This window comes from Pseudalkalibacillus sp. Hm43 (assembly GCF_051842935.1).
Classification (GTDB): domain Bacteria; phylum Bacillota; class Bacilli; order Bacillales; family Fictibacillaceae; genus Pseudalkalibacillus.
In genome coordinates this window covers 756,724-771,443 of the sequence record NZ_JBPXRR010000001.1, presented here as the reverse complement: position 1 = coordinate 771,443, position 14,720 = coordinate 756,724, and the positions used below count along the sequence as shown (strand labels likewise).

General features: G+C 42.1%; 22 protein-coding genes. 3 read left to right on the top strand and 19 right to left on the bottom strand.

Annotation, left to right across the window (positions count from 1 at the left end; all coding sequences use genetic code 11):
- Positions 1 to 808: 808 nt before the first annotated feature.
- From fabF to ACSVDE_RS04115, 6 genes are all read right to left on the bottom strand, one after another.
- Entirely contained in the window at positions 809 to 2,047 is a 1,239-nt protein-coding gene (fabF, locus tag ACSVDE_RS04140) for a beta-ketoacyl-ACP synthase II (RefSeq protein ID WP_439299706.1), read from the bottom strand.
- Between the two features lie 21 nt (positions 2,048 to 2,068).
- Positions 2,069 to 3,004, bottom strand: a complete 936-nt coding sequence (locus tag ACSVDE_RS04135) for a beta-ketoacyl-ACP synthase III (protein WP_439299705.1) — start codon at positions 3,002 to 3,004, stop codon at positions 2,069 to 2,071.
- Positions 3,005 to 3,195: 191 nt separating this feature from the next.
- Positions 3,196 to 3,384: a ComZ family protein gene (locus tag ACSVDE_RS04130; protein ID WP_439299704.1), complete on the bottom strand. Its 189-nt coding sequence runs from the start codon at positions 3,382 to 3,384 to the stop codon at positions 3,196 to 3,198.
- Positions 3,385 to 3,405: 21 nt separating this feature from the next.
- Positions 3,406 to 4,359 (bottom strand): BMP family ABC transporter substrate-binding protein, encoded by a 954-nt coding sequence (locus ACSVDE_RS04125; RefSeq protein WP_439299703.1) that lies wholly within the window; start codon positions 4,357 to 4,359, stop codon positions 3,406 to 3,408.
- Between the two features lie 60 nt (positions 4,360 to 4,419).
- Positions 4,420 to 5,127 carry an NAD-dependent epimerase/dehydratase family protein gene (locus ACSVDE_RS04120; RefSeq protein ID WP_439299702.1) on the bottom strand — a complete coding sequence of 236 codons (708 nt, stop codon included), beginning with the start codon at positions 5,125 to 5,127 and terminating at the stop codon, positions 4,420 to 4,422.
- Positions 5,128 to 5,278: 151 nt separating this feature from the next.
- Entirely contained in the window at positions 5,279 to 6,022 is a 744-nt protein-coding gene (locus ACSVDE_RS04115; RefSeq protein WP_439299701.1) for an alpha/beta hydrolase, read from the bottom strand.
- Positions 6,023 to 6,253: 231 nt separating this feature from the next.
- Between ACSVDE_RS04115 and ACSVDE_RS04110 the strand changes: the two genes are divergently transcribed.
- Entirely contained in the window at positions 6,254 to 6,433 is a 180-nt protein-coding gene (locus tag ACSVDE_RS04110; protein ID WP_439299700.1) for a YjzD family protein, read from the top strand.
- Between the two features lie 201 nt (positions 6,434 to 6,634).
- On the opposite strand, the gene ACSVDE_RS04105 is transcribed toward ACSVDE_RS04110, so the two are convergent.
- The 3 genes from ACSVDE_RS04105 to ACSVDE_RS04095 all read right to left on the bottom strand — a co-directional run bounded on the left by ACSVDE_RS04105 (position 6,635) and on the right by ACSVDE_RS04095 (position 8,084).
- Positions 6,635 to 7,357, bottom strand: coding sequence for an amino acid ABC transporter ATP-binding protein (locus tag ACSVDE_RS04105; RefSeq protein WP_439299699.1), 723 nt, complete (start codon positions 7,355 to 7,357; stop codon positions 6,635 to 6,637).
- Between the two features lie 115 nt (positions 7,358 to 7,472).
- Complete coding sequence (locus ACSVDE_RS04100) at positions 7,473 to 7,652, bottom strand: YjzC family protein (RefSeq protein WP_439299698.1); 180 nt, start codon at positions 7,650 to 7,652, stop codon at positions 7,473 to 7,475.
- 138 nt (positions 7,653 to 7,790) lie between these two features.
- Entirely contained in the window at positions 7,791 to 8,084 is a 294-nt protein-coding gene (locus ACSVDE_RS04095; protein WP_439299697.1) for a hypothetical protein, read from the bottom strand.
- Positions 8,085 to 8,250: 166 nt separating this feature from the next.
- On the opposite strand from ACSVDE_RS04095, the gene ACSVDE_RS04090 reads away from it, so the two are divergent.
- Together ACSVDE_RS04090 and ACSVDE_RS04085 are read left to right on the top strand one after the other, a co-directional pair.
- A complete protein-coding gene (locus tag ACSVDE_RS04090; RefSeq protein WP_439299696.1) occupies positions 8,251 to 9,069 on the top strand; it encodes an undecaprenyl-diphosphate phosphatase in 819 nt (272 codons plus the stop codon).
- 107 nt (positions 9,070 to 9,176) lie between these two features.
- A complete protein-coding gene (locus tag ACSVDE_RS04085; protein ID WP_439299695.1) occupies positions 9,177 to 9,464 on the top strand; it encodes a hypothetical protein in 288 nt (95 codons plus the stop codon).
- A gap of 238 nt (positions 9,465 to 9,702) precedes the next feature.
- Here ACSVDE_RS04085 and moaD read toward each other — a convergent pair whose 3' ends face one another.
- The 10 genes from moaD to ACSVDE_RS04035 form a co-directional block, all read right to left on the bottom strand.
- Positions 9,703 to 9,939, bottom strand: coding sequence for a molybdopterin converting factor subunit 1 (moaD, locus tag ACSVDE_RS04080; protein ID WP_439299694.1), 237 nt, complete (start codon positions 9,937 to 9,939; stop codon positions 9,703 to 9,705).
- Positions 9,932 to 10,399, bottom strand: a complete 468-nt coding sequence (locus ACSVDE_RS04075; protein WP_439299693.1) for a molybdenum cofactor biosynthesis protein MoaE — start codon at positions 10,397 to 10,399, stop codon at positions 9,932 to 9,934. The genes moaD and ACSVDE_RS04075 overlap by 8 nt, the downstream gene beginning before the upstream one ends.
- A gap of 4 nt (positions 10,400 to 10,403) precedes the next feature.
- The gene (gene mobB / locus ACSVDE_RS04070; RefSeq protein WP_439299692.1) at positions 10,404 to 10,934 is read right to left on the bottom strand and encodes a molybdopterin-guanine dinucleotide biosynthesis protein B; all 531 of its coding nucleotides are present in this window, start codon (positions 10,932 to 10,934) and stop codon (positions 10,404 to 10,406) included.
- On the bottom strand, positions 10,922 to 12,190 hold the full coding sequence (locus ACSVDE_RS04065) for a molybdopterin molybdotransferase MoeA (protein WP_439301925.1): 1,269 nt from the start codon (positions 12,188 to 12,190) through the stop codon (positions 10,922 to 10,924). The genes mobB and ACSVDE_RS04065 overlap by 13 nt, the downstream gene beginning before the upstream one ends.
- A 101-nt stretch (positions 12,191 to 12,291) precedes the next feature.
- Positions 12,292 to 12,603, bottom strand: coding sequence for a metal-sulfur cluster assembly factor (locus ACSVDE_RS04060; protein ID WP_226552180.1), 312 nt, complete (start codon positions 12,601 to 12,603; stop codon positions 12,292 to 12,294).
- Positions 12,604 to 12,676: 73 nt separating this feature from the next.
- On the bottom strand, positions 12,677 to 12,814 hold the full coding sequence (locus tag ACSVDE_RS04055; RefSeq protein ID WP_439299691.1) for a YvrJ family protein: 138 nt from the start codon (positions 12,812 to 12,814) through the stop codon (positions 12,677 to 12,679).
- A gap of 108 nt (positions 12,815 to 12,922) precedes the next feature.
- Positions 12,923 to 13,141, bottom strand: a complete 219-nt coding sequence (locus tag ACSVDE_RS04050; RefSeq protein WP_439299690.1) for a DUF2922 domain-containing protein — start codon at positions 13,139 to 13,141, stop codon at positions 12,923 to 12,925.
- A gap of 35 nt (positions 13,142 to 13,176) precedes the next feature.
- Complete coding sequence (locus ACSVDE_RS04045) at positions 13,177 to 13,395, bottom strand: DUF1659 domain-containing protein (protein ID WP_439299689.1); 219 nt, start codon at positions 13,393 to 13,395, stop codon at positions 13,177 to 13,179.
- Positions 13,396 to 13,503: 108 nt separating this feature from the next.
- Complete coding sequence (locus tag ACSVDE_RS04040) at positions 13,504 to 14,271, bottom strand: prolyl oligopeptidase family serine peptidase (protein WP_439299688.1); 768 nt, start codon at positions 14,269 to 14,271, stop codon at positions 13,504 to 13,506.
- 103 nt (positions 14,272 to 14,374) lie between these two features.
- Positions 14,375 to 14,647: a hypothetical protein gene (locus ACSVDE_RS04035; RefSeq protein ID WP_439299687.1), complete on the bottom strand. Its 273-nt coding sequence runs from the start codon at positions 14,645 to 14,647 to the stop codon at positions 14,375 to 14,377.
- Positions 14,648 to 14,720 lie beyond the last annotated feature (73 nt).

Below are 14,720 nucleotides of genomic sequence, written 5' to 3'. Positions count from 1 at the left end.
CTAAAGAAATGAAGGTTTACGGACATAAAAAAAGAGGCTGAGTTATTTTAACGGGGTCTGATACCTGTCACAAAACCGTGATTTACTTAAGAAATTGCATATGGAAATGCATAGATAATTTCACTGTATTTCATATCGTATGAGATAAAAAATAAGCCGAACTTTCAATCCATTACGGATTGATGTGCGGCTATTATTTTATTCCAGTTTTTTAAACTAAAGCGCCCGATAATTGATGAAGAATGACTAATTTATAATTCTAACGGACATTGAGGACCTTATTTCTATAATTTATACATTTTCACTAAACTTAACGGACATATGATACCTTATTTGGTCCAAAATCATCAAAAACAATATACTTTTTAAAAAATAGCGGATCTGATGTCCGTTTGCACACCGAAATTAGCGTATTTGTCACAAATAACGGATCTGATGTCCGTTAAACCCTATCTCCCCCACCTTCAACAATCCTGTCCTTTTGTTGAATAACAATAAGTTTGTATCTAAGTACACTTTTAGCATATTATCCATATAATTTTTAAAAATTTTGATTACCTTCCGCATTCTAACAAAAACAATTAATAGTAAAATCTGCAAACATACAGGGGATTTTGTAAGGTTACAAATTCGTATGCAAATGATCAAACAATTTAACGTTCTATTTGAGCAATAATCCTTATTTATCAACAAAAATAGTGCCTCAAATTGCTATGCAATTCGGGGCACTATTTAGTCAACATATTTTTTGTTTGTGATAGATAACCGAACCCGTTAGAGTTATTTCAGCCTCTTTTCTGGCATCGTTTTATTCTGCAAATTTCTTGAACAAGAGTGCTACATTGTGGCCTCCGAATCCAAGTGAGTTACTCATGACAGCATTCACTTCTGCACGACGTGCTTCATTCGGAATGTAGTCCAGGTCACATTCTGGGTCCGGTGTTTCGTAGTTGATGGTTGGCGGCATGATATTATTCTCAATTGCCTTGATGGATAATACAGCTTCCAAGCCACCAGCAGCCCCTAACAGGTGACCAGTCATCGACTTCGTCGAGCTGATTCCTAATTTTTGAGCATGCTCACCAAAGACCGTCTTGATTGCTGCGGTTTCGTATTTATCGTTGAAATCCGTACTTGTACCATGCGCGTTCAAGTAACTGATTTCTTCTGGCTTGAGCCCAGCATCTTTTAACGCGATGTTCATGGCACGGACTCCGCCTTCTCCGCCAGGTGCTGGTTGTGTGATATGATGTGCATCACCTGTAGCACCGTAACCGACGATTTCTGCGTAGATCCTTGCGCCTCGTTTTTGTGCGGATTCCAGTGATTCCAATATAAGAATCCCCGCACCTTCACCCATGACAAAGCCATCACGGTTTTTATCGAATGGACGGCTTGCAGACCCTGGGTCTGGATTCGTCGACAACGCTTTGGAAGAAGAGAATCCAGCTAATGCCATGTTCGTAATCGGTGCTTCTGAACCACCAGTAACCATGACATCTGCATCGCCACGTTGGATCGCTTTGAACGCATCACCAATCGAATTGGCGCCGGAAGCACATGCTGTTACAGTACAAGAGTTGATTCCTTTTGCTCCTAACATGATGGACACTTGTCCAGAAGCCATATCCGGAATCATCATTGGAACGAAGAAAGGACTCACACGGCGTTGGCCTTTTTCCATGAACACTTTGAACTGCTCTTCGTAGGTTTCCATTCCGCCGATTCCGGATCCAATCCATACACCGACACGTGGTGCGATTTCTTCCGTAATTGTCAAATCTGCATCTTTTACAGCTTGTAAGGAAGCAGCGATCGCAAACTGGGTGAATCGGTCCATCTTACGTGCATCTTTACGATCCAAATATTGTTCGGGATCGAAATCAGTGGCTTCACCCGCAACCTTTGCAGGAAATTGCTCTTTGTCGCGGCGTGTCAGTTCACATATACCAGATTTTCCATTTACTATATTATTCCATGTAGTTTCTGTATCGTTTCCTACTGGAGATACTGTACCGAGTCCAGTAATGACAACTCGTTTACTCATTGTAACTTCAGCTCCTTACAACTATTTTCCCCATCTCAATGCTACGGCACCCCAGGTCAAGCCTCCGCCGAACCCTACAAGTACCAATACGTCTCCATCTTTAATCTTCCCTTCTTTCAATGCTTCAACTAAAGCAATCGGAATGGATGATGAAGAAGTGTTCCCATATTTACTTACTGTAACTGCCATCTTTTCTTTCGGTAAATCAAGTCTTTCTCGCGCTGCTTCCATGATCCGGATGTTGGCCTGATGTGGGATGAGGAAGTCTACATCTTCCTTGCTCAGTCCAGCCTTCTCCACAACTTTCATAGAAGATTCAGGCATTTGTCTTACCGCAAACTTGAAAACTTCACGACCGTTCATGTAGAGGAGATCACCATTTTGATACAAGTGTTTCGCTCCAGAACCATCCGAGCCCATGTCAAAGGATAGAATCCCTTTATCACTCTCAACAGGAGCAATGACAGCTGCACCTGCACCATCACCAAAAAGGACTGCCGTATTGCGGTCTTCCCAATCTGTGATTTTAGACAGTTTTTCTACCCCTATGACGAGTATGTTTTTATATGTTTCCGTTTGGATGAATTGCTTTGCTGTAATCATACCATAAATGAAACCAGCACAAGCTGCACTTAAGTCCATCGCAACTGCATTTTTTGCACCGAGTCGTTCCTGGATCAGGCATGCAACAGACGGAAATCCATAATCCCCAGTGACCGTTGCAACTAGAATCAAGTCGATTTCGCTTGCTTCTAGACCAGCATCGTTCAAGGCTTCTTTAGCTGCAAGCTCTGCCATATGGGAGGTATCCATTTCCTTATCGGCAATTCTTCTTTCCTCTATACCAGTCCTAGTGCGAATCCACTCATCAGACGTATCAACCATACGTTCAAGTTCTTCATTGGTCATCACACGTTCCGGGACATATCTGCCAATTCCGATAACACCTGCGTTCATTTCATTACCCCTTTTTGTATGACTTCAGTAATTCACATTCCATTAGTATCTTATATTATGACTTGGTACTAATTTTAATCCATATTCGTGTCATTGTCCAGATAAATTGTTCATATACAGAGAGAAGCTAATAGAAAAACCTTCCGCATTTTAGCGAAAGGTTTCCCTGTTGTTTTATGTACTTTTTACCCTTATCCTTGATCTTCAGCTTCCGATTTTCCCAATTCATATGCATCATTCATGACGTTCATGAGCATATTCAATAAAGGCTGAACATCTTCCATTGTTAATTCAATCCCTTTTTGCTCCATCAGTTGCTTTGCTTCAGGTAAGTGAGACATGGCAATCTGCATGAATTTCATGTTCCGTTCTTGATCCATTCTTCATTCCTCCTAGTACGATTAAGGTGCTGGTAATTTACCTGTTTCCTTATAGTCTTCAACCAATTTCGTAATCTTTTTCTGAAGTTGCTCCGGAACAGCGTCACTGAAAGGTGCCAGTGAGATGACATCTTCCTGGAAATCATAATGGATATTACCTGATGTCAAATTGCCATCATTGTAATCCTTGGCAATGTTCACATATAAGCGGTCGACGTGTTGAACGGTGCTTGTCAACACAGTCTGTTCACCTAAATCGGCCATATTTGAGATGAAACCGATGGCATAATCTCCTTCTTCCTTCACTTTTTCGATGACGGGAACGGTATATCCATCTCCAGCTGGATAGTAGATGTCTACGTCTTTTTCTTTCATCTCATCAAAAATCCTGATGGCTTTATCCGTGTCACTCCAATCCTTCACGAACGATATGTGGGTTTCCACTTCCGGATTGTAGACATTAGCGCCCTCCCTGAAGCCAGTTGCTTCTGGTTGCCAAGGAAAGGCCGCGATCATACCGACTTGATTGGATTTCGTCATCGCACCAGATATGACGCCTGCAAAATAACCCATTGCATATGAATCAAAATGGACACTCGTAATGCCCTTTCCACTTACTTTTCCATTGAAACTGACAAAGTGCATGTCCGGGAAATCGGATTTGATATCCATGAAGATCGGTGCATACATTTTACCATGTCCGAAAACGAGATTGACGTTGTTCTTTTGAAATTCTCTGACTGCATCTAGAACCTGATCTTTTGATTTCACTTCTTCCCGATAGAACACTTTATTATCGAATTCATCTTTCACTTGAAGTAAACCCTTATAACCCTTCGTACCCCAACCCTGGTCGTTAATGGTATCTTCAATCAAAAGTCCAACGTTCTTTAATTCGCCACTCCCCAGTGCTTGCTGACACCCGGTAAGAGAGAGAAGTAAAACGGCAATCAGGAAAGGTATCAATTTCTTCATATATTCTCCTCTCCTTCGACACTTGCACAAGATTCAAACTAGTATTAGTATATACGAAATTCAAGACTTATTAAATAATGGAATGATTTGTTCCTCCCTCGTACCATTCAGTATTTCCATACACACTTCAACAAAAGTCTCTTTTAGTAAGGTTTGACCATTATTCAATTCTCTACTGTGAGTCGATATTCCTGCTTTTTCGGATTCGTCGATTGCATGACATCTTTTTTCAATCGGATGGGAAGAGCCCGAAAGCTTTGGTGTACGCAGAATATGATAAGATATCGCAGATTCTTCAGCTGCCTCTTGAAGAAAAGACTCCTCCGCCAGCATGAGAGATCCATATAAACTTTGAGGTGAGGGTGATCGCTCGGTCAACTGCTCTTCACTTTGATCTCCTCCACACACTTCTATCGTTGAAACAAGGACCACCTTCGCCCCACTTTTAGCAGCATAATCCACGATTTTCTTCATATTTTGTCGGTTTTCATTTAGTGTCCCCTTTAACCTCGAAAATCCCTCACCCGTAGGTGCCTGGTGAGCCAAATGAAAGATGACGTCGACAGGCTCATAATCATCCCAATCCACTTGTGCCAGGGAATGATTGTCAAAATGGAACAAGGCATTCCTTCCAAGAAAAGCTAATTCTTCACATGTATCACGATCGACATGGTCAATGCCATAGACATCAATACCTTCATTTATGAATGACTTTGTCAGCAACAGTCCGATTTCACCTGCAGCTCCCGTAATCAGTACACTTTTCATTTCAGTAGAACCTCCATTTTTATCGTTCTCCTATTATCCTATTTTTCGATGAACGAATAATGAACCCCAACTTCTATATGTGAAAAATATGTATGTGAATCATTTTATAGGGACCCTCTTACGTGTCTTGTTCTTTACACGTAATGGATCCCTATAAATCTTTCTCATGGTGTTGATAAAACGCTCTGACCTTCTGAGCGAAATCATGCCTGGTACCTGTCAGCTGTAATGTAAGCGAGATCGGTGAACCAATTTCCTCCCTATATTTTTCATAAGCCCGGCTATGGTTCATGAATGAATAAGGCGTCCCTTGCATATGGTGCCATATTTTTACCGGTAAAATGGAAGAGTATTGGAGGATCCCTTCGTCTTTCAATAAGAACAATTCGACCTCATCTTCTGTCAGATGATAGGCTCGCATGATTTCCCTGTGGAATTGCTTGTAGAACAACTTCTGTTCCCTTACAGCATCACTATGGACTTTCAAACTAAAGCAAGGATTCATGAAAGCTGCGGATCGGGTAATCTCCTCATGATTTTCCATCCACTTTAATGCAGTCAATGCACCCATACCTTCTGCTAAAATGTGGATTTTCTCATTGATGATTTCCTGTTTCATAACGGTAAGATAAATTCGGTATAAGTGCTCCAAACTCCTGTCATTTCCCCAATGTCTCCCATATAGATTCGAGTAGATGAGTGTATAACCCTGTGAACAAAGTTTTTCGAGGAATTGAGCCCTTTCAGGATGTTGCAGCCAAGAACTCGTTTGATCTGTTACATAATGATTCACATCCCCGATCAGAAGGATGGCAAATCCATTCGGCTGTTCAGGTAGGTGAATGATTACATGCTCGTCGTTTATTTTTTGGAAACGATAACGTATACCGCTCATTCTTTCATCACACCTTCAAACATCATTCTTAGTTAATGTATGCGAGAATTTGGAAATAGAGCGGGTAATACACCCAATTTCAACCGGATTACATCTTTATTAGTAGAATGGTGTATGTTGAATCGTGAACTTTTTGAGGAAGTTGGATGAAAACGTTTTGATGTCAGGAAAGTTGTGCTACAATATGAGATGGATATAAGATAAGCTACATATAATTCTTGAGGTGATCGTATGCGTTATATTTGGACAATCATCTGGTCCTTCTTGTTAAGCAATATGGCCTTTTATGTATTGAGCTCCATGCAAGGTGGAGATTACAGTTTTGGTCTAGCAACAGGCATTGGACTTGCAATGGCAGTGTTCGTATTTGTTCTTGGCGAAGCTGGAATTAAAGACGAAACCACTGAATAGTATGGATGGGAAAAACGTCAGGCAATCAAGCCTGGCGTTTTTTTAGTCCAAAATTAGCCCATTAAGATTGTTCATTACGGTTATCCTGCCCTCATTTACTTGAAAGCTCTGTTTTTGGTAAGATAAAGCTCCTATCCTTCCCCAAACTCCCTTGAGACATAATTTAGGGCAAGGTAGCGTCTCTACCTTGCCCAATTTCAATTATAAAATTTTACTTAGGAAAGCTTTTGTCCGCTCATGTGATGGCGTTTCAAAAAGCTTTTTCGGTTCATCTTCCTCCACGACGAATCCTTCATCCATGAAGATGACTCGATCGCCAACTTCTCTTGCAAAGCCCATTTCATGGGTCACGACGACCATCGTCATGCCTTCCTTGGCAAGCTGCTTCATGACTTCCAACACTTCTCCTACCATCTCGGGATCGAGAGCGGAGGTCGGTTCATCGAACAGCATGATTTCAGGTTCCATCGCAAGCGCTCGAGCAATGGCAACACGTTGCTTCTGCCCACCGGATAATGCCCCAGGATAGACATCCGCTTTTTCAGATAAGCCGACTTTCGCAAGTAATTCATGCGCTTTTTCCGCGGCTTTCTTTTTATTCCACTTTCTCACCTTCATCGGTGATAACATAATATTTTCGAGAACCGTCTTATGTGGGAAGAGGTTGAACTGCTGGAAAACCATCCCTACATCCGTTCGCAATTGATTGATATCCGTCTTCTTGTCGGTGATATCAATTCCTTTAATATACACATTACCATCCGTAATGGATTCAAGTAGATTCAGACATCGGAGGAAGGTGGATTTACCGGATCCTGATGGACCGATGACACAGACGACTTCTTGCTGTTTGATTTCCACATTGATGTCTTTCAATACTTCTAATGATCCAAAGGATTTTTTCAAATTTTGTACTTTAATCATTCTGTAGCCCATCTCCTCTCAATGTAGTTTAACACAGTGCTGACTGCAAGTGTTAGAACGAGGCATATGAGGGCTACGGTAAGGTGAGCTCTCCAAGTTTGAAAAAAGAAAGCACTTATGGCTTTCTTTTGTAACTCCATTTCCGGTTGTGGTTACTTGTCTCTGGGAAGGGATCCCCTGCGCTCAATTTCACTTCTTTCGGATTGTTCACCATGCTTCCAGTTTCCCCGATTTCCACATAAACACCATTATTCGGTGCCTTCTGTCCTGGGTTGAATTGATGATTTTGTCCCATAAGAATCACTCCTTTACTATGTAGGTTTTACTTTATGATGGAATTTAGTCGCTCTCCATGTCGTCAATTTATCGAATTGAAGATTTTGAGACTCTTTTCTAAATCAAAAAAAGCCACCTGCTTTGGTGACTTTCTCCCTTAGTAGTTGATCATTGAAATGGCTGTCAGAAAGTGCAGTGGCAGGATGATTCTTTGGAATCCTAGACCATGTTCTGGAAATCCCATATATGGTCTTTCCTGACCGCTTTTTTTCTTATAATGCATTTCTACGATTAAGTATAGATTTTGCTTGTCGACCTTTTCTACATACCCTTCATACACTTTTCCATCCATCATATTGCACTGAACATATTGGTTCATGTGCTTTTTGCACTGTTTCATCATTTGTTGGTTATGCGCGTTCAATGCTTTCATATATTTACGGTAAGACACGACCTTCCCCCCTCACACTCTCATGATATTCATCCATTTCGAAAAATGTGTAAGGACGAGCTTCACCACATATCACAATTTTGACTCTTTACGAGTATGTCAATTTGTTGTTTAATGACTACATGCGCAAAAAATTTATACAGAGATTTAACTGGAGGAACTTTGAATGGATCAACTGTTCACTTTACTGAAATATGCGTTTTTTGGATTTGTACAAGGAATTACGGAACCGATTCCGATTTCATCAAGTGGTCACTTAGTTTTAGCTGAAAAAATGTTAGACATCCATATTCAAGGATTAAGCTTTGAAGTATTCATGAACTTCGCGTCACTACTAGCTGTTTTGGTCATCTATCGCGAGGATCTAGTACGGCTGACAACGAATGGACTAAAGTTCACCCAAACCCGTAACAGGGAATACCGTTCTGATTTCATGTTCATCGTCTATCTGATTATCGGTACGATTCCTGCTGCGGTGATTGGTATTCTAGCAGGAGATTTCATTTCGAAAAATCTAAAAGAGGTCAAGGTCATCGGTGCGACACTCATCGTAACAGGTATTGCCCTCTGGTTGATCCGTAACCTGCGAGGTCGTAAGAATGATCAAGATTTATCCATAAAGGATGCACTTATTGTCGGTTTTGCACAAGCGATTGCATTGATACCTGGCATCAGCCGATCAGGTGCGACGATTGTTGCAGCCATGGGGTTAGGGATGAAGCAGCAAACAGCTCTCCGCTATTCTTTCTTACTTTATATTCCGGTAAGTGTCGGAACGATGGTTTTAAGCTTTGATGATTTGAGAGAGGATAAGATGCTTACCCTCGATCAATTATTGATCCCATATCTTGTTGCATTCCTCATCTCATTCATCGCTTCCTACATTTCCTTGAAGTGGTTGATGAATATCATGGAGCGTGGAAACTTGAAGTATTTCGCAATCTACTGCTTCATCGTCGGTCCACTCATTTTATTGTTCATGTAATACAGAAAACGGCACGTTCAGATGAACGTGCCGTTTTTTTATGTGCAGGTATATGTCCCTTTTTCCAGAATAGGATGAGAGAAAGCTCTGTATGGGAGGGGTTCATTTTGGAACCATTGTTGATCTGGTTATTCTTGATCGTGTTGCCAATCATCCTTTTCTTCCATTATCTCGAGCGTGCACCATATAAAGGCTGGAAGAGATTCCACACATCATTCAACAACGAAGAATACTTCAAGGTCATTCATACATTGAATACAGCAGGCATTGCGTATCGATCCAAGGCCGTTCCGAATCAACGGACTTCCCCAGAATATTATGATCATGCGATCCAAATCGATATCTATGTAAAAGACGAAGATTATCATGACGCCGAAAAAGCCTTCACAAAGTAGAACCACCATCCTAGGAGGTGCAATACGATCATGAAAGAATATATAGGCAAATGTACAAGCTGTCAGAAACCGATATACTGTTTAGATGGGTTTCTGAATGGCGTCAATACGGAAAAAGGACTGAAGTGCTTCTCCTGTGCGGATAAAAACAAATGATTTCAGTACTTGATGTGCCTTTATGTGGTCTTGATATCAGACTTCTCAGGTTTTCAGTACCACCTAACTGGTCTAACAAAGATCAACCACCACTCACTGGTGGTAGTAGCGCGACCGTATCTCCAGACTTGATGACTTGATCAGGGTCGCTTACAAACTCCTCATTAACAGCTACCATCACATTCGTGAGATCCAAGTTCACATCACTATCCCGGATAGATGCGACTAGCTCATTAACCGTCATTTCATCTTTATCGATTTTCAACTCTCCCGTTCCCGCTTTCTCTTGAAGTCCTGCAAATAACATAATGCTAATCATTCAAATGCTCCTTTCCAGGTTTTCCAGATGGGTATTGTGTAGTTTCCAGCTGGTCTCCGATCCATTCTTCTCCATCTTCCCAATGCTCTTTTTTCCATATCGGGACTATTTCTTTAATTCGCTCAATCGCATACCGGCTCGCCTCATATGAATCTGCGCGATGCGGAGTCGATACAGCAATGACGACAGCAATATCCGAAATATCCAATCGCCCGATGCGGTGGATGATGGATACTCGTGCTTCCTTCCACTTCGAAGTGATTTCCTCACCAATCTGTTTCAGCTTTTTTTCGGCCATTGGAATGTAAGCATCATATTCAAGATAGAGGGTCCGTTTCTCATTCGTCAATTCACGCACGGTACCGATGAACGTATTGATCGCCCCAGCATGTGGATGAATGACTGTCTTTACCACTTCATTTACCTCAATTTCATCCTTTGTAATCTTGAATTGAGACATTTCTTCAACTCCCTTTTAAAAACCGTTCTTTGATGTAATCTACAAACATTTCACTCTGTTCAAAAAGAAAATGAGGCAGCTCCGACGTCACTTCCACCTTCAAGTCCCCAGTCTGTATATAACCGATGAAATTAACACAATTAGACGACAGTTCAACCCAATCCTCTTCTGAACGCAACACGCCCAATTTTGGAAAATCAGCCTGTTTATATCCCTCAACGACAATCAAATCGATTGGAAGCTGCTGATAAATCGAAACGATACCATCCAGTTCGAGTGAAAGGTCATCTCCCAGATTCATCACGATGGACCCATCACCCTCCACAGCCGTCACCACTGCTCCCTCATTCCTGAATTGTGCCGTATCGACATGATCGGGTTCCATTATATCCGGCGAACCTCCGTGTCCATGGTGCTTGATGACTCCAATCCGGTAGCCTTGTTCAGAAAGTTGCCGTACAATATTGTTGATTACCGTCGTCTTCCCACTTTTCTTAAAACCTACAACTTGAAGGACGGGAATTAATCGCTCCACGGATTCACATCACTTTCGGAATGGAATAGTAGAATGTCCACTTCGTCTCCAGCCATGTACCCTCTCGTACCGCCTGGCAACATAGTAAAAGCATCTGCTTCTGCAATTGATGTAACAGAGCTGGATTTATCCAAACCAGTGGGTGTAACGAGGATGCCTTCTTGTGTATAGCTCACTTTACTTCTTACAAGGCGGGTGAACGGATTCGGTTTCGGGAAATCCGTCGCTAGCCGAGCTTTTGTTTTTGCCAGGAAAGGCTTCGAACCTGCTGAAGATCGTATGAATAGTCGGACGAATAGTTCCCCACCTACGAAACATGCAGAAGGATTACCGGACAACCCGAACAACAACTTCCCATTTAACTCCGCTACCGTGGTAACACTTCCTGGCCGCATCGCAACCTTGTTGAATAATGTCGTTGCGCCCAGTTTTTCATAAATCGCTGGTAGATAATCATAATCCCCTACTGAGACCCCGCCCGTCGTGACGAGTGCGTCGATATCGCTCAGCGCAGAAGACACAGCCTCGAAGCATGAATTGAAATCATCAGCCAACGTGCCTAAATAGACCGGTTCACCACCGATGTTCCGGATCTGAGCAGCAATCATATAGGCATTCGAGTTTCGGATTTTTCCAGGTTCCAGCGGATCTTCAATGTCCAAAAGCTCAGTCCCCGTCGCAAAAATTCCGATTCTCGGTTTTTGAACCACATTCACATATCGATAGCCGAAGGTCGCTAATAAAGCAGTGACTCCCGGCGTAATCTTTGTACCTTTTTCAATCAGGACGGTTCCCTTTTCCGTATCTTCGCCTTGTCTGGCAATGTTCTGACCCGCTTTAAAGGTTCGTCCGACTTCAATCATATTTCTGTCACCTTGATGAAACTCTTTTACCACTTCAAACATCGAGACTGCCGTCGCACCGCTTGGAATGGCGGCTCCAGTCATGATTCGAATCGCTTGTCCTTCTGCTAATTCCGATTGAGCGACTTGGCCAGCACCGATTTCTTCAATGACTTCAAGCAGAACCGGGCTTGATGAAGAAGCTGCTTGTGTATCTTCCGCTCTAAGCGCGAATCCATCATACGGGGATCGATCGAATGGAGGCACATCATGGTCGGCAACAATGTCCTCTGCCAGTATTCGATTCAAGGATCGTTCGATATGTATTTCTTCAGATGGGGATTCCATCGGATGATCCAGTACCCTATTGACTGCTTCCGCAATCTGAATCGGTTTTCTACGTTCAACAACCATTGCTATCACCGCTTTCAATTGAGTCCATCTACATTTTATCAAAGTATAAGAGAAAAGAAAGAGACTGACACAAAGGTGCCAGTCTCAAATCTATCGGAACTTTATTGAATCCCAAGTGCGATTTTCGCGTAACGGGACATTTTGTCTTTTGTCCATGGTGGATTCCATACAATGTTCACATCTACATCTTTCACTTCAGGGAAGTCGATCAATGCATTACGAACATCGTTTGCGATCGTACCAGCTAATGGGCAACCCATCGCTGTCAATGTCATCGTCACTTTCGCCATACCTTCTTCGTCTAGTTCAACGTCATAAATAAGACCGAGGTTGACGATATCAATCCCTAGTTCAGGGTCTTCAACTTCTTCAAGTGCTTCCATCATCTTTTCTTTCATTTCTTCGTTTGCCATAATGAACCCCTTCCTAAATCCAGTTTCTATCTATAGTATAACCCATTAGAGGGATGACTTAAAATGTTGCGCATCAAATCTTCAAATGGCTCGGAAGGTTGAGAATCGATTGGTTCAAGGCTTCGAGCTTAGATTCGATTCTGTGTAGTAGATATAATGTGACGACTACAGGAAAACCGAAATCACTCATGACCGATAACCACTGCTCCATATCCTTCCCTCCTTTCTATCTTTGGATCATTAGGCAAGCATTTTGCCCAAACCAGCTAATTGAAAAAGGAAGGGTGATGCCCGAGAGCTCCCCTTCCTTCTGTAATCGTTAAGCCAAAGGTATATCCGTCACATTTCGTTCCACGACCCTTGCACCTTTTTTCGCAACGAGATCTCCACCAGATGAAATGAGCGCATTATCCGCCAGAATCTTGTCCATTGCAGCATTGATCGCCAACGTATCAACAGGTTCTACCGGTTCATCAAGTGAAATACGAACTGTTTTCCCTTCAAAGTTCTCAAACAGAAGTTCGATTTGTTTTGCCATACATATTCCCTCCTTTCCAACTTATTTCAGTTTCATTATGCGCTTAAGTCAAATGAGTTGGATCGCTCGATTTGACTGACAGGATATTGTTGTAGGGGTGCTAACGCTTGTACCATGTCAAACAATTGGTCATGCGTAGCACTTGTCTTGATGTTAGTGAAGGACTTCCGTTTATAGACCGGCTTACCTTCATGATCTACTCCTGCGTCGAAAGTGATCGTCAATCTGGAATCATCGTGGACTGCAGTTGCCATTTTCTCACCCCCTTTCACCCTATAAATACAAATTCATCGCAATAAGTGGGGAGGCGACTTTTAATCTTTTTCATAAAAATAAAAAACTCCCTTTAAAAGGGAGTTTCCTTATAGGTTGTTTGAAATCCAATCAACCGCCATATGACAAGCGTCTCTGGTTACTTTATGTCCTGCTGCTGGGTCTGTAATGAAATTCACCTGGTTATGATCCGCATAACCGTCAAGAAGGAGACGGTCGTGGAATGATTTCGTCAGTTGATAAGGAACGACTGAGTCCGCTTCCCCGTGCCAAATGAGTAGAGGTCGGTCCCCAAGCACTTCTGGTTTTTGGGAAAGATCAAACATCTTCAGATCATGGATCTTTTGTTCAAGCTCCGTCATTGAAACAGGCATTTCTACGCCTTCCTTTTGGAAAGATTGGAGCATGAGATTGGCAAACTGCTCGTAACACGGCGTCCCCATCATCGATACAGATAGCTTGATCCAATCATACTGGGTCAAGGCACCGAACATCGTAATACCACCCATGGAAGTCCCTGCAACGCCGATACGTTCTGGATCAACGAGTTGTTTACGTATGTAATGGTCCATGACTTTTTCGAGTTCCCCGATACCTTGGATGACGATTTCCCAAAATCGCCAGCTTCTTTCTTTATGGGAGAAATCCCCCTCCCTCTCACCATGCAACGGAAAATCAGGGAGCAGGACTCTGATGCCTTTTTGTGCTAGTAAATAGGCGTATGACAGGTTCTGTTCTTTGGAGCTTGTATAGCCGTGCAGAAAGGTCAATGTCGGTGCAGGCTTATCAGTTAGTTCTTCAGCTGCCACATTCAATACAGGTATGTCTTCTATATAATCGGTATGTATATGGATCATGATTCACCTTCGCAATATTAGTATTTTCCTTATTTTATCAAAGGTACCGTTGAATCAAAAATAAAAAAGACTGACTTAGATAAGTCAGTCTGCGACCCGAAAATTATTGTTGGGTCTTATTGTAGTAATCCACACTGGTCTGAGCACCTTCGTCTACCATCTTACTGTCCTCAAGATCCTGCGGTTCACCCGCTTTATCAAGTGGTACATTCGAATCACTGTAACCATTTGTTCTCTCTTTGATTTTTGATGTCAGATCGTTGAATGTTTCTTTCATCTTGATTCGGTTTGAGCGATCTTTAAGATAGTAAGTTGCAACACCTGCAAGGCTTGCAGCGACTCCTGATACTACTGCCTTTTTGGACGTAAGTTTCATTTCTAAGTCAACCTCCTCAAGTAGTATGTTTTCATGTTTACCCTTTCTGAGGAACATAAAACATACCAATTTT

Excerpts from the sequence above, each read along its gene's own strand:
- ACSVDE_RS04115 (WP_439299701.1), bottom strand. The coding sequence starts at position 6,022 with ATGAGCGGTATACGTTATCGTTTCCAAAAAATAAACGACGAGCATGTA.
- ACSVDE_RS04055 (WP_439299691.1), bottom strand. The coding sequence starts at position 12,814 with ATGGAGCAGTGGTTATCGGTCATGAGTGATTTCGGTTTTCCTGTAGTC.
- ACSVDE_RS04105 (WP_439299699.1), bottom strand. The coding sequence starts at position 7,357 with ATGATTAAAGTACAAAATTTGAAAAAATCCTTTGGATCATTAGAAGTA.
- ACSVDE_RS04045 (WP_439299689.1), bottom strand. The coding sequence starts at position 13,395 with ATGGCAACTGCAGTCCACGATGATTCCAGATTGACGATCACTTTCGAC.
- ACSVDE_RS04090 (WP_439299696.1), top strand. The coding sequence starts at position 8,251 with ATGGATCAACTGTTCACTTTACTGAAATATGCGTTTTTTGGATTTGTA.
- ACSVDE_RS04060 (WP_226552180.1), bottom strand. The coding sequence starts at position 12,603 with ATGGCAAACGAAGAAATGAAAGAAAAGATGATGGAAGCACTTGAAGAA.
- ACSVDE_RS04130 (WP_439299704.1), bottom strand. The coding sequence starts at position 3,384 with ATGGATCAAGAACGGAACATGAAATTCATGCAGATTGCCATGTCTCAC.
- ACSVDE_RS04065 (WP_439301925.1), bottom strand. The coding sequence starts at position 12,190 with ATGGTTGTTGAACGTAGAAAACCGATTCAGATTGCGGAAGCAGTCAAT.
- ACSVDE_RS04035 (WP_439299687.1), bottom strand. The coding sequence starts at position 14,647 with ATGAAACTTACGTCCAAAAAGGCAGTAGTATCAGGAGTCGCTGCAAGC.
- ACSVDE_RS04135 (WP_439299705.1), bottom strand. The coding sequence starts at position 3,004 with ATGAACGCAGGTGTTATCGGAATTGGCAGATATGTCCCGGAACGTGTG.
- ACSVDE_RS04100 (WP_439299698.1), bottom strand. The coding sequence starts at position 7,652 with ATGGGACAAAATCATCAATTCAACCCAGGACAGAAGGCACCGAATAAT.
- moaD (WP_439299694.1), bottom strand. The coding sequence starts at position 9,939 with ATGATTAGCATTATGTTATTTGCAGGACTTCAAGAGAAAGCGGGAACG.
- ACSVDE_RS04050 (WP_439299690.1), bottom strand. The coding sequence starts at position 13,141 with ATGGCAAAACAAATCGAACTTCTGTTTGAGAACTTTGAAGGGAAAACA.
- fabF (WP_439299706.1), bottom strand. The coding sequence starts at position 2,047 with ATGAGTAAACGAGTTGTCATTACTGGACTCGGTACAGTATCTCCAGTA.
- ACSVDE_RS04110 (WP_439299700.1), top strand. The coding sequence starts at position 6,254 with ATGCGTTATATTTGGACAATCATCTGGTCCTTCTTGTTAAGCAATATG.
- ACSVDE_RS04040 (WP_439299688.1), bottom strand. The coding sequence starts at position 14,271 with ATGATCCATATACATACCGATTATATAGAAGACATACCTGTATTGAAT.
- ACSVDE_RS04125 (WP_439299703.1), bottom strand. The coding sequence starts at position 4,359 with ATGAAGAAATTGATACCTTTCCTGATTGCCGTTTTACTTCTCTCTCTT.
- ACSVDE_RS04075 (WP_439299693.1), bottom strand. The coding sequence starts at position 10,399 with ATGTCTCAATTCAAGATTACAAAGGATGAAATTGAGGTAAATGAAGTG.
- ACSVDE_RS04120 (WP_439299702.1), bottom strand. The coding sequence starts at position 5,127 with ATGAAAAGTGTACTGATTACGGGAGCTGCAGGTGAAATCGGACTGTTG.